The sequence below is a fragment of the Nocardia brasiliensis ATCC 700358 genome, from assembly GCF_000250675.2.
GTDB classification, from domain to species: domain Bacteria; phylum Actinomycetota; class Actinomycetes; order Mycobacteriales; family Mycobacteriaceae; genus Nocardia; species Nocardia brasiliensis_B.
In genome coordinates this window covers 6,945,539-6,958,100 of the sequence record NC_018681.1, presented here as the reverse complement: position 1 = coordinate 6,958,100, position 12,562 = coordinate 6,945,539, and the positions used below count along the sequence as shown (strand labels likewise).

The 12,562-nt window shown below is 69.5% G+C and carries 9 protein-coding genes; 4 read left to right on the top strand and 5 right to left on the bottom strand.

Annotated features, from left to right (window positions below; translation table 11 throughout):
* Positions 1-70: 70 nt before the first annotated feature.
* A complete protein-coding gene (locus tag O3I_RS30780) occupies positions 71-1,600 on the top strand; it encodes a PucR family transcriptional regulator (protein ID WP_014986932.1) in 1,530 nt (509 codons plus the stop codon).
* A 67-nt stretch (positions 1,601-1,667) separates the two neighbouring features.
* On the opposite strand, the gene O3I_RS30775 is transcribed toward O3I_RS30780, so the two are convergent.
* Entirely contained in the window at positions 1,668-3,041 is a 1,374-nt protein-coding gene (locus O3I_RS30775) for a purine-cytosine permease family protein (RefSeq protein WP_014986931.1), read from the bottom strand.
* A gap of 94 nt (positions 3,042-3,135) precedes the next feature.
* A complete protein-coding gene (locus tag O3I_RS30770) occupies positions 3,136-4,110 on the bottom strand; it encodes an alpha/beta hydrolase (RefSeq protein ID WP_051066794.1) in 975 nt (324 codons plus the stop codon).
* Between the two features lie 441 nt (positions 4,111-4,551).
* Between O3I_RS30770 and cobA the strand changes: the two genes are divergently transcribed.
* A complete protein-coding gene (gene cobA / locus O3I_RS30765) occupies positions 4,552-5,748 on the top strand; it encodes a uroporphyrinogen-III C-methyltransferase (RefSeq protein WP_041564592.1) in 1,197 nt (398 codons plus the stop codon).
* 45 nt (positions 5,749-5,793) lie between these two features.
* The gene (locus O3I_RS30760; protein ID WP_014986928.1) at positions 5,794-7,278 is read left to right on the top strand and encodes an MFS transporter; all 1,485 of its coding nucleotides are present in this window, start codon (positions 5,794-5,796) and stop codon (positions 7,276-7,278) included.
* Positions 7,279-7,297: 19 nt separating this feature from the next.
* On the opposite strand, the gene O3I_RS30755 is transcribed toward O3I_RS30760, so the two are convergent.
* The 3 genes from O3I_RS30755 to O3I_RS30745 form a co-directional block, all read right to left on the bottom strand.
* Entirely contained in the window at positions 7,298-7,711 is a 414-nt protein-coding gene (locus tag O3I_RS30755; protein ID WP_014986927.1) for a PPOX class F420-dependent oxidoreductase, read from the bottom strand.
* Between the two features lie 96 nt (positions 7,712-7,807).
* On the bottom strand, positions 7,808-9,178 hold the full coding sequence (locus O3I_RS30750) for an aspartate aminotransferase family protein (RefSeq protein WP_051066793.1): 1,371 nt from the start codon (positions 9,176-9,178) through the stop codon (positions 7,808-7,810).
* Positions 9,179-9,237: 59 nt separating this feature from the next.
* Entirely contained in the window at positions 9,238-10,728 is a 1,491-nt protein-coding gene (locus tag O3I_RS30745) for a CoA-acylating methylmalonate-semialdehyde dehydrogenase (RefSeq protein WP_014986925.1), read from the bottom strand.
* Between the two features lie 136 nt (positions 10,729-10,864).
* On the opposite strand from O3I_RS30745, the gene O3I_RS30740 reads away from it, so the two are divergent.
* Positions 10,865-12,457, top strand: coding sequence for a PucR family transcriptional regulator (locus O3I_RS30740; RefSeq protein WP_014986924.1), 1,593 nt, complete (start codon positions 10,865-10,867; stop codon positions 12,455-12,457).
* Positions 12,458-12,562 lie beyond the last annotated feature (105 nt).

Genomic DNA, 12,562 nt, shown 5'->3' with positions numbered 1-12,562 from the left:
AGGCGACCGGCCGGGCCGCAACGTACAGATCGTCCATCCGGGACCGGCGTTCAGATGACAGGATGACCGCATGCTGCCGACCGTGCGCGACGTGCTCGACGACCAGTTCGCCCCGGCCGATCCGCTCGTCTTGGCAGGTCACGGTGCCCTGCGGCGGACGGTGCGCTGGGTGCATTCGAGCGAGATCTACGAGATCGGACCCCTGCTCTCCGGTGGGGAGCTCTTGCTCACCACCGGGCTGGGCCTGTCCGGGGTGGACGCGGGCACGCGACGGCACTACCTGCGCGAGATCGCCGGGCGCGGGGTGGCCGGGGTGGCCGTCGAACTCGGCCGCACCTTCGACGCGGTCCCGCCCGACATGGTCGAGGAGGCGTCGCGCCACACACTGCCGCTGATCGCCCTGCGAGCCGTGGTGCCGTTCATCGACCTGTGCCGGGCCGCGAACACCGAGATCGTGTCGCGCGAGGTGCGATCGTTGCGCCTGCTCAACGCGCTCGCGAGGGAACTGACCGGCGAACTCGCGGCCGGAAATGGGCTCGCGCAGTTGCTGACTCGCATCGGCGCGGCCACCGGGTGCACGCTGATCGTGACGAGCGGCAACGGCGCGTTGATCGCGGCGCACGGTGTGGACGACGACCGATCGGCGTGGGCCGCAGTGGAATCCGGTACCGCGGCCACGGCGATCCGAGCCAAGGAGAACACCTGGGGGACGCTCACCGCAGGTCCCGGTTCGGTGCTGGACGACGCCACGCTCGCCGCGGTGCTGGCGCAGTCCGCGCCGATTCTCGGTCTCGCGCTCGCCAATTCCGGTTCACCGACCGGGCGGCCGCAGCTCGCGGCGCGCACCCTGCTCGCGGATCTGCTGGACGGCAAGACGATTCGGCAGGCGGATCTGAAGGTGCGGGCGACGGCGGCCGGTATGTCAACGCTGTCCGGACGCACGCTGGTGCCGGTGGCGGCCGACGCGCCCGATACGCGTATCGCGACCCGCCTGATCGATACCGCGGCAAAGGAACTCGGCAGGCCCGCACTGGTGGCGGAGGTGCACGCTACCGGCTACGGCGTACTCGCCATGGACCAGGCGGTGCCCGATCCGGTCGGTGCGGTGGCCCGCCTGCTACGCAATGCCTTCGCCACGAACACCGTCGACGGCGTGACGGTGGTGGTGGGCGATCCGTGTGAGTTCACCGCGGCGGCGCTGACCGGCTCGCTCGAGGCGGCGCGGTCGGCGTTGCGGCTGGCCACCCGGCACCGGCGGGATCGGCCGGCGGGCAGTCCGCTCGTGACGGTGCGCGAACTGGCTACCGAACTCGTCGTCGAATCATTGCCGGCCGCCGAGCGCAGCCGTTTGATCAGCACCACCATCGCCCCGCTGATCGACTGGGACACAGCGCATCACAGCAAACTGGCGCGCACGCTGGAGGTCTACCTGCGCCACGGCGGCAGCGCGACCCGCTGCGCGGCGGCACTGCACATCGGCAGGCAGTCGCTGTACCAGCGGCTGGAACGCATCCGCGAGCTGCTCGGCTATGACCCGGCCGCTCCCGCCCTGGCTGGCACACTGCTGCTCGCGTTGTGTGCGCACCGGCTGCCCGACTAGCCGCACCACTTCTGTTCTCCCGCACCCGTTGTGGCCTGCTGCAGTGGGTGCTGGAAGGCGGAAAGTGTCAGGGGCGTCGCGCGAGCACCGCGTAGGTGGCGGCGGCGACCAGGAAGCCGACGAAGAAGGTGATGTCACCGAGGGCGGGGAACTCGCGTACCAGGTAGCCGGTGAACTTCGCCTGGTTGGAGAACAGCAGTACCGACACCGCCAAGCCGGTCAGAAACGCCGCCACCCCAGGGCGATTCGTGTACGCGCGGTTGTACAGCAAAGCATCGACCGGCTTGCCTCGGTGCAGGTACTGGTCTACGAACATCACGCCCAGCCAGGGCCCGATCCAATACGCGACGATCAGCAGGAACGCTTCGTAGCTCGCGGCGGCGTCGGCCAAAGCCCACCAGGCGACGAGAAAACCGAGGGCGCCGAAACCGATCGAGACGACCGCTCGCTGCGTGCGCACCGGCAAGGTGATGCCGATCGTCACGAAGGCCATCGCGCCGGAGTACACGTTCAGCGCGTTCGCCGCGACGGCGCCGAGCGCGATGGCGAGCAACGCCAGATCCGCCAGCACGCCGGGCAGATTCGCGGTGAAGACATCGGTGGGACTACCCGTCGCCGCGCCCGCGATGGTGACCGAGGCCGCGCCGAGCAGGGACAGCCACAGACAGGACACGAACAATCCGGCGGCCGCGAAACCGCCGGTGGCGGCGCGCGAAACAGTGCGCGGCAGGTAGCGAGAGTAGTCCGCCGCGTAGGGATTCCAGCCGCCCGCGTAACCGAAGGCGGTGCCGACGGTCAGCAGGAAACCGCCGATCCCGCCGACCCCGCCCGCCGGCGCGGCCGCGCCGAGATCGGCTTTGCCGAGGATCACGATCGTCACCACGACGAAAACCACGGCGAGCACCGGAAAGACGATGCGCTCGAAGGCGTGCACCAGGTTGTGGCCGAACGCGCCGAAAACGGTCTGCACCACCACGATCAGCGCCAGGGCGGTGAGTTTCGGCATGCCGGTGAGGCTGCTCAACGCGAAGGCGCCGCTGACGCTGTTGGTGGCGAACCAGCCGACCCCGCACATGAGGGACATGAACGCGGCGGGCAACGCATTGCCCCGATAGCCGAAGGCCAAGCGCCCCAACACCATTTGCGGCACGCCGTGCACCGGGCCGCGGGCCGACAGCACGTGGTGCGCGGCGGCGGCGAGCCCGATGCCGACGGTCAGGGCCAGTCCGGCCTGCCAGAAATTCATCCCGAAGGCGGTGACCGAGAGCACGCCGATGAAGATGGTGGCGAATTCCAGGTTCGGCGACATCCAGGTCCAGAACAGCCCGCGCGGGCGGCCGTGCCTGGCGTCGTCGGGGATGTACTCGTTGCCGCCCGGCTCCACCGCGATGACGCGATCGGCATAGTCGACGGCCGGGGGCGGGTCCTCGGTCAAAGCCATCTCTGCACACTCGTCCGCGGCGGCGCGGCAGGCAACGGACGGTTCGTACGTATGTCACCGTCGGTCGACGGACAATTCGCCCGCCTCGCGGGGGTCATCCGCTGATCGAGCTGGCCTGGTTGCGCCAGTTGGGTGACGGCGTGAACAGTTCGCCGCCGTCCGCGCGGAAGGCCGCGAGTGCGTCGGCGTCGCCGCGTAACTGCGCCAGCAGCCATGCCGTCGGGTAGCCGAGGTAGCCGAACACCCCGGTCGTGCACGGGGTGGACGCGGCCGCGCAATCCGGCTGCCCCTGCACATCGTTGTGGTTCGGACCGTCGAGGGTGCCCCAGGCTTTGCGCACACCGGCCGGCGTCGCCTCGTAGTAGGCCCGATTCGACTGCAAGCCTTCCACTTGCCAGGGCAGCGCCTGATGCGACGGCGAGATGATGCCGTCGGCGGTCCCGTTCACGAAGAACACCGAACCCGTGGTGAGCGCGCGGGTGTCGGCACACGACGCCGCGGTAGAACACCAGTGCTGCGCCGGAAGTTCCAGCGGCACAGCGGTCTTGATCGCACCCGCGGCGTCACGCAGGGCGTTCAGCACCCCCGACGCGCCCTGCGAATGCCCGACGGCGCCGACCGCGTCCCGGTCCAGCTTGCCGAAGAACACGCTCGCGGGATCGTCACCCTGCGCGAGCAGGAACTCCAGCGACTTCCGGATATCGGCCCCGGACCCGGTGTTCCGGTTCTCGGTGGCCACCACGACGAAGCCCCAGGACGCGAAATGCCGCAGCAGGTAACGGTATTGGCTGGGTACTGCGTCGGAACCGTTGCCCCACACAATGATCGGATGCCGCTCAGCGCCCAGCTCCGCCGGATACCAGAGATCGAACGTCGCACCGCCGCTGTCGCAGCACCCGAATCCGAGCTGTTCGATCACGGCCGCGGGACCGGGCTGAATGTACTTCGACTCGATCCCCGGATTCGGCACGTAGGGTGCGGGCTCGGCCGCCGCCACCCCGGTCACCGCCGGTCCGCAGGCGAGCAGCCCTACCGCGATCATCCGCACCGTCCGACGCCAGCGAGTCATGCGCCCGAGTATAGGAATGCCCGAACGCCCGGCTCGATGCCCGGTCGCGGGACTCGCGATCGCTGAACTCGGCGGGTGCTGCTGGTGTGGCAGGGCGGTGGGTGTGGCTGGCGTGGCTGACGTTCCGGGTGCGGCAGGTGCTCCGGGTGCGGCGGGGTCCGGCGGCGCGGCGGCGCGGGACATGCGGCGCGGCGGGCGCGGGATGTGCGGCGGGGCAGGGCGCGGTGCGGCGGGGCAGGGCGCGGTGCGGCGGGGCAGGGCGCGGTGCGGCGGGGTAGGACCGGTGCGGCGGGCCAGGACAGGCGTCGCGACGACCGGGCGAGGCGATTGCCGTTGGTTCGCGGGCAGGCCGTAGGCTCGAAAACTGTGCCGAACACGCAAGACCACACCGATGACCAGCCGGTATCCCCAGCCGCGCCACACGAGGGCGATCCGAACTATCTGGTCGGGCTCGATCTCGTCGGCCGCCGCGTCGTCGTGGTCGGCGGCGGTACGGTCGCGCAGCGCAGGCTCGGGCTGCTGATCGCCTCGGGCGCGGACGTGCACGTGGTGAGCCGTGAGGTCACTCCGGCGGTCGAGGGGATGGCGACCTCCGGGCAACTCACCGTGACGCTGCGCGCCTACACCGACGGCGACCTGGACGGCGCCTGGTACGCGATCGCCTGCACCGATGAACCGGAGACCAACGCGGCGGTCGTCGCCGAGGCGACCCGGCGGCGGATCTTCTGCGTGCGCGCCGATCACGCCCGGCTCGGCACCGCGGTCACGCCCGCGACCGCACGCTATGACGGCATGACCCTCGGCGTGCTGGCCGGTGGCCAGCATCGGCGCTCGGCCGCGGTGCGCAACGCGCTGCTGGAGGCGCTGCAATCCGGTGTGGTGACCGATGATTCGACGCCGATCACCCCCGGCGTCGCGCTGGTCGGCGGCGGCCCCGGCGACCCCGATCTGATCACCGTGCGCGGCCGGCGGCTGCTCGGCCGCGCTGATCTGGTGGTCGCCGACCGGCTCGCGCCGCCGGAACTGCTGGCCGAACTCGGACCCGATGTCGAGGTGATCGACGCGGCGAAGATCCCCTACGGGCGGGCGATGGCGCAGGACGCGATCAACGCCGCGCTGATCGAAGGCGCCAAGGCGGGCAAGTTCGTGGTGCGGCTCAAGGGCGGCGACCCGTACGTGTTCGGTCGCGGGTTCGAGGAACTCGAGGCCTGTGTCGAGGCGGGGATCCCGGTGACCGTGGTGCCCGGTATCACCAGCCCCATCTCGGTGCCCGCGGCGGCGGGCATCCCGGTGACCCATCGGGGCGTGACCCACGAGTTCGTCGTGGTGAGTGGCCATGTCGCGCCGGATCACCCGGATTCGCTGGTGGATTGGCCCGCGCTGGCCCGGCTGCGCGGCACCCTGGTGCTGATGATGGCGGTGGAGCGGATCGAGCAGTTCGCGAACGCGCTGATCGAAGGCGGACGTCCCGCGGACAGTCCCGCCACGGTCATTCAAGAGGGCACGCTGCGCACGCAGCGGGTGCTGCGCGCCGACCTCGGCACGGTCGCCGAGCGGGTGCGCGCCGAAGGCATCCGCCCGCCCGCGATCGTGGTGATCGGTCCTACGGCGGGCTTCTCGGTGCCGATCGCCGACTGATCGGCCGGGCACCGCGGTGGCACAGGTCGTCTACAGTGGCTCTCTGTGCTCGAGAATCCCGCTGCGCCGACGCAGTATCCAGTGAAAGAGCGGGCGTTCGGGCTCGCGATTCTCGTCCTCAGCGGAATGCAGCTGATGAGCGTGCTGGACGGCACGGTCATGATCCTGGTGGTCCCGCGGCTGCAGGCGGATTTCGGGATGTCCGCGTCCAGCGCGAACTGGGTGATCACGTCCTACGCCCTCACCTACGCCGGGCTCATGCTGCTCGGCGGGCGGGTCGGTGACGCGTTCGGGCGCAAGAAGATGTTCCTGCTCGGCGTCGCCCTGTTCACCGTGTCCTCGCTGCTGTGCGGTTTGGCGATCAACGGCGGCATGCTGATCGGCATGCGCGCCGTGCAGGGGATCGGCGCGGCCTTCGCCTCGCCCACCGCCTTGGCGCTCGTCGCGACCACCTTCGCGCCGGGTAAGGCGCGCAATCAGGCGATCGCGATCTTCGGCGCGATGGTCGGCGTCGGTTCGGTCGGCGGCTTGGTGGTCGGTGGCGCGCTGGCCGATGTCTGGTGGCGCGGCATCTTCTTGATCAATGTGCCGATCGGCCTGCTGGTTTTCGTGGGCGCGATGCGCTGTCTGCGCGACACCGAGCACCATCGCCTCTCGCTCGACGTGCGCGGTGCCGTGCTGGCCACGATCGGCGTCGCCACCCTGGTGTTCGGTGGCATGGAAGGTCCCGCGCTGGGCTGGGGCCACCCCGTGATCATCGGTTCGCTGGTGGCCGGCGGCGTCCTGCTGATCACCTTCATCATCGCCGAGCGCAACGTGGACAACCCGCTGCTGCCGTGGTCGCTGTTCAGCAGCCAGGACCGGGTCGCGACCTTCCTCGCGGTGCTGCTGGCCAGCGGGGTGATGGGCGGCATCTCCGTCTTCGGCGCGCAGTACGTGCAGAACGTGCTGGGCTACAGCGCTTTACAGGCCGGCCTGATCTTCATTCCGTTCACCATCGGCATGGGTATCGGCGGCGCGTTGACCTCGAAACTGGTGATGCGGATTGCGCCGCGGATCCTGATCGGCGCAGGCGGCGGTCTGGCGGCCGTCGCCCTGCTGTTCGGCTCGACCCTGGACCGCACCGCGAACCTGCCCACCCTGCTCGTGCTGTTCCTGGTGATCGGCACCGGCGTCGGCATCGTGCTGGTCATCGTGCCGCTGTGCCTGATCGTCGGCGTCGAGGTGACCGAGATCGGTCCGCTGAGCGCGGTCGGTCAGATGCTGCTCGCGTTCGGCCCGGCCCTGGCCCTGGGCTTCCTCGGCCCCGTGGTGGTCTCACGCTCCCTGGCGCTGGGCGGCAGCAACACCGTCAAACCCAGCGCCATGAACACCGCCCAGCTCGACGCGCTCAGCAGCGGCTACACCCTCGCGCTGTTCCTATGCGGTGTCGGCGTGCTGCTCACCCTGCTGATCGCGCTCGCCATCCGCTACACGGCGGCGCAGGTCGCGCAGGCGCAGCACGCGCAGGAAGAAGCCCAGCAGTCCTAGGCCCGCCGGGCTTCGCGGATCAGAGGCGTCCTGCGACCTTGCGGGGCGTCACCCGCACGATGACGCGCGGGCCGTCGTTGACCGAGGCCGGGTTGAAATCCAGGTACTTCTGCCCGGTGTACTTGGTGGACAGCTTGTCCGGCAGGGTCTTGTCCGGGTCCGGGGTGAGCGTGGCGGTCCCGCGGATCTCGGCGTAGGTGTAGGGGTTCTCCGGCGGGTTGATCATGATGGTGACGCGCGGGTCGCGAGCGATGTTCTTGCCCTGCTGGCGATCGGTGGTGGTGGAGAAGAGCAGGTCGTCGCCGTCGCGTTCGAGCCAGATGACGGTGAGGTGCGGCTGGCCGTTGGGCCCGCTCGTCGCCACGGTGGCGAACACCTTCGACTCGTCCAGATACTTCTTCAATTCCGCGGAAAGCACACCGGTATCGGTCATGCTTTTCTGAAACACGCCGCGCCCCCGCGGCATTCCGCCGAGCACGGATGCGCCGCACAGCTACTACGTGCTGTGCGGCGCGAGTACCCGTCCGGGTCAGCCGACGGCGTGGCGGTCGGCGACGGTCAGGGTGTGGTCGAGGATGGCCAGACCCTCCTTCGCTTCGGCCTCGCTGACGATGCACGGCGGGACCACATGCAGGCGATTGAAGTTCACGAACATCAGCAGCCCGGCCGCGCGGCAGGCGGCGACCACCTCGGTCATCGCCGCGCTCGTTCCGCCGTACGGGGCGAGCGGCTCCCGCGTCGTCCGGTCGCGGACGAGTTCGAGTGCCCAGAAGACCCCGGCACCGCGGACGTCCCCGATGCTGGGATGCCGCTCGGCGAGCTCGCGCAGACCGGGGCCGAGCACGCGCGCACCGATGTCGGCGGCGTGTTCGACGATGCCCTCGTCGGTCATCGCCGTGATGGTCGCGACGGCGGCCGCGGTCGCGAGGGGATGACCCGAATAGGTCAGGCCGCCCGGATAGGGGCGGTCGTCGAAGGTCGCGGCGATCGCCGGGCTGATCGCGACACCGCCCAGCGGCACGTAGCCGGAGTTGACGCCCTTCGCGAAGGTCAGCAGATCGGGCACCACGCCGTCGAAATGCTCTATCGCGAACCACTTTCCGGTCCGGCCGAACCCGGACATCACCTCGTCGGCGATGAACACGATGCCGTACTTGTCGCACAGTGCGCGCACGCCCGCCAGGTATCCGGGTGGCGGGATCATGATTCCCGCTGTGCCGGGGATGGATTCGAGCACGATCGCCGCGATGGTGTTCGGCCCCTCGAAGGCGATGGTCTGTTCCAGATGCGCCAGCGCCCGCTCGGTCTCCTGGGTTTCATCGCTCGAATGGAATTGCGTGCGATACAGGAATGGCCCGAAGAAGTGCACGACACCGCTGTTGCCGTGATCGTTGGGCCAGCGCCGCGGATCACCGGTCAGGTTGATCGCGGTCTCCGTCCCGCCGTGATACGAGCGGTACCGGGCGAGCACCTTGTAGCGGCCGGTGTGCAGCCGGGCCATCCGCACCGCGTGCTCGACGGCCTCGGCCCCGCCGTTGGTGAAGAAGATCTTGTTCAGCTCGCCCGGCGTGCGCTCGGCGATCAGGCGGGCCGCCTCCGAGCGCGCGTCGTTGACGTGCTGCGGTGCGACGGTGCACAGCTTGGCCGCCTGCTGTTGCACCGCCGCAACGACTTTCGGATGTTGATGCCCGATGTTGGTATTCACCAGCTGAGAGGAGAAATCGAGCAGCCTGGTGCCCTCGCCGTCCCACACATAACAGCCCTGGGTGGCGCTGATGGTCATCGGATCCAGCTGCGCCTGGGCGGACCAGGAGTGGAAGACGTGGCGACGATCGAGCTCGTACGCGCGCGCTGCCGCCTCGCGGGCGGCCTCCGGGGTCAATCCGTTCGGGAGGGTCATCGTCGAGTTCTCCTGCGTCACTTGTGCTGTCGGCTACCTGTGCTCAGTGGTGGACGGGGCTACTTGTTCTCGGGGAAGCCGAGGTTGATCCCGCCGTGACTCGGATCGAGCCAACGGGTGGTGACCGCCTTGGCCCGGGTGAAGAAGTGCACGCCGTCGGCGCCGTGCGCGTGCGAGTCACCGAACAGCGAGTTCTTCCAGCCGCCGAAGCTGTAATAGGACATGGGCACCGGGATCGGCACGTTGATGCCGACCATGCCCACCTCGACCTCGTTGTGGAAACGCCGGGCCGCGCCGCCGTCGTTGGTGAAGATGGCCGTGCCGTTGCCGTACGGGTTGGCGTTGATCAGGGCGAGCGCGTCGTCGTAGCTGTCCACCCGCACCACCGAGAGGACCGGGCCGAAGATCTCGTCGGTGTAGACACTCATCGCGGTGCCGACGTGGTCGAGAATCGTGGGGCCGAGCCAGAATCCGTCCGCTTCGCCATCGGCCGCGATGCCGCGTCCGTCGAGCACCACACGGGCACCGGCGGATTCGCCCGCCGCGATGTAGTCCGCGACGCGATCGCGATGCGCCTCGGTGACCAGCGGGCCCATATCGGTCTCGCGGGTGCCGTCGCCGGTCTTGATGGTGGTGGCGCGCTCGGTGATCTTCGCGACCAGCTCGTCGGCGGTGCCGCCCACCGCGACCACCACACTGATCGCCATGCAACGCTCACCGGCGGAACCGAATCCGGCGTTCACCGCGGCGTCGGCGGCCAGGTCGAGGTCGGCGTCCGGCAGCACCACCATGTGGTTCTTCGCCCCGCCCAACGCTTGCACCCGCTTGCCCGCCGCGGTGCCGCGCTGATAGACGTACTGCGCGATCGGGGTCGAGCCGACGAACGAGACGGCCTTGATCTTCGGGTTGTCGAGCAGTTCGTCCACCGCGACCTTGTCGCCCTGCACGACATTGAAAACGCCTGCGGGCAAACCGGCTTCGGCCCACAACTCGGCAAGCCACAGCGAGGCCGAGGGGTCCTTCTCGCTCGGCTTGAGCACCACGGTGTTGCCCGCGGCGATGGCCAGCGGGAAGAACCACATCGGCACCATCGCCGGGAAGTTGAACGGCGAAATCACCGCGACCGGGCCGAGCGGCTGGCGGATGGAGAAGATGTCCACCTTGGTCGACGCGTTCTCGGTGTAGCCGCCCTTGAGCAGATGCGGTACGCCGCAGGCGAATTCGACGACCTCCAGGCCGCGGCTCACCTCGCCCATGGCGTCGGCGATCACCTTGCCGTGCTCGGCCGTGATCAGTTGCGCCAGTTCGGCTTTGCGGTCGTTGAGCAGCTCACGGAATCGGAACAGGATCTGGGTGCGCCGCGCCAGCGAGGTGTCACGCCAGGCCGGGAACGCGTCCGCGGCCGCATCGATCGCCGCGCGGGTGTCGGCCACGTTCGCCAGCGCGACCTGACCGGTCACCACGCCCGTCGCCGGATTGGTCACCGCCGCCGTCGCCTCGCTGGTCCCAGCGAAAGCCTTGCCGTCGAGCCAGTGCGCGATTGTCTGCATATCTCCTCGTTTCGATCCGTGAGCGTCGCGGTGCGGCGGCGGGTGGACGCCTCCTTGCTACTACTCTCCGGCATCAACCCTGCGATATCGCCCGACGATCTGTACGCGATTCAGCGATTCATATTACGATTCGTCGGTGCTGCCCTCCGTGTCCGATGTGCTGGCGATGCCGGTGGTGCGGGCCGGTGCGCCCGAGGTCGTCGCCGGCGGATCGCTGGACCGGCCGGTGCGCTGGGTGCACGTCAGCGAGGTCGCGGAGGTGGCGCAGCTGCTCGCGGGCGGGGAACTGATCCTGACCACCGGCCAGCCGATGAGCCACGGCGACAGTGCGACCGCCGCTTACCTGACCGCACTCGCCGCGGCCGGGGTGTCCGGGCTGGTCGTCGAGTTGGGCGCGTACGTGCCGCGGCTGCCGCCGATCGTCGCGCAGACCGCCGACGCGCTCGGGCTGCCCGTGATCGCGCTGCACCGGGTGACCCGATTCGTGGAGATCACCGAGGCGGTGCACCGGGTGATCGTGGCCGACCAATACGCGGAAGTGGAGTTCGCGCGCACCGTGCACGAGACCTTCACCGACCTCAGCGTGCGCCGGGCCTCGCTCGCCGAGATCGTGAAAACCGCTGCGGGCATGCTCGATTCGTCGGTGGTGCTGGAAGATCTGGCGCACCGGGTGCTGGCGTTCACCGCCAAGCACGCGAGCACGTCGGCGCTGCTCGACGACTGGGAGAACATCTCGCGGCTGCTGCCCGATGGCTGGGACGCGGTGGCCGTGGGCCCGCACACCCAGCGCTGGGGGCGGTTGATCCTGCGCTCGAGCGAGGTGCCGACCGCCCGCGCCACGATGGTGCTCGAACGCGCGGCACAGACGCTCACGCTGCATCGGATGATCGAGAAGGACCGCTTCGGCCTGCATCGCCAGGCGCAGACCGGGCTCATCGACGACATGGTCAACGGCCGGGTGGTGGACGAACGCGACGCGGTGGCCCGGGCCGCCGCGCTCGGCCTCGCCCGGCGCGCCGCCTACGTGCCGTTGGCCGTCGATGTCGCGGCCGTCGCCGAGGCCGATCCGGTCGCCCGGCAACGCCGTGCCGCGGGCATCCTGGACGCGATCACGCACGGACTCGGCTTGGCGAAATTCACCGCACTCGCCGCCGCCGATCAGGGCGACCGGGTCGGCATGATCCTGGCGCTGCCGCGCACCGGTGCGCTCGACGAGAGCCTGACCGCGGCTTGCGTCGCGATCGCCGGCGAGGTTCGCCGGGTCGACGGCGTCGAACGGGTCGTGATCGGCGTCGGCGCCGAAGCAAATTCGCTGCTCGACACCGCGCACGAGCTGCCGCACGCGGCGCACATCGCGGAAGTGGCGCTGTCGCTACGGAGTTCGGCGCCGCGGCCGTTCTATCGCAGTGGTGATGTGCGGCTGCGCGGGCTGCTCTCGCTGATCCGCAACGAGCCCGGCGTGCAACGATTCGCGGAAACGGAACTGAGTGCGTTGCTGCGCTACGACATTCGGCAAGGCGCCGACCTGACCGGCACGCTGCGCCAGTTCCTCGACCTGGCGGGCAACAAGACCGAACTCGCGCGGCGGCTCAACATCAGCAGGCCGACCCTGTACGAGCGGCTGGCGCGAATCGAACGCATTCTCGCCGTCGATCTCGAGGACGGGGAGTCGCGCACCTCGTTGCACGCGGCGCTGCTGATCCGCGATCTCACGGCGAACGCGCGCTGAATCCGCGGCCGTCCGATATGTCGCGATCGGTGTCGCGCATGGTGTAGCTCACATCTGCCCCGGTCAGCGCCGCATCCCGGGAACATCGCAGGTCCGGTGGCGGTT

Excerpts from the sequence above, each read along its gene's own strand:
- O3I_RS30780 (WP_014986932.1), top strand. The coding sequence starts at position 71 with ATGCTGCCGACCGTGCGCGACGTGCTCGACGACCAGTTCGCCCCGGCC.
- O3I_RS30775 (WP_014986931.1), bottom strand. The coding sequence starts at position 3,041 with ATGGCTTTGACCGAGGACCCGCCCCCGGCCGTCGACTATGCCGATCGC.
- O3I_RS30770 (WP_051066794.1), bottom strand. The coding sequence starts at position 4,110 with ATGACTCGCTGGCGTCGGACGGTGCGGATGATCGCGGTAGGGCTGCTC.
- O3I_RS30755 (WP_014986927.1), bottom strand. The coding sequence starts at position 7,711 with ATGACCGATACCGGTGTGCTTTCCGCGGAATTGAAGAAGTATCTGGAC.
- O3I_RS30750 (WP_051066793.1), bottom strand. The coding sequence starts at position 9,178 with ATGACCCTCCCGAACGGATTGACCCCGGAGGCCGCCCGCGAGGCGGCA.
- O3I_RS30745 (WP_014986925.1), bottom strand. The coding sequence starts at position 10,728 with ATGCAGACAATCGCGCACTGGCTCGACGGCAAGGCTTTCGCTGGGACC.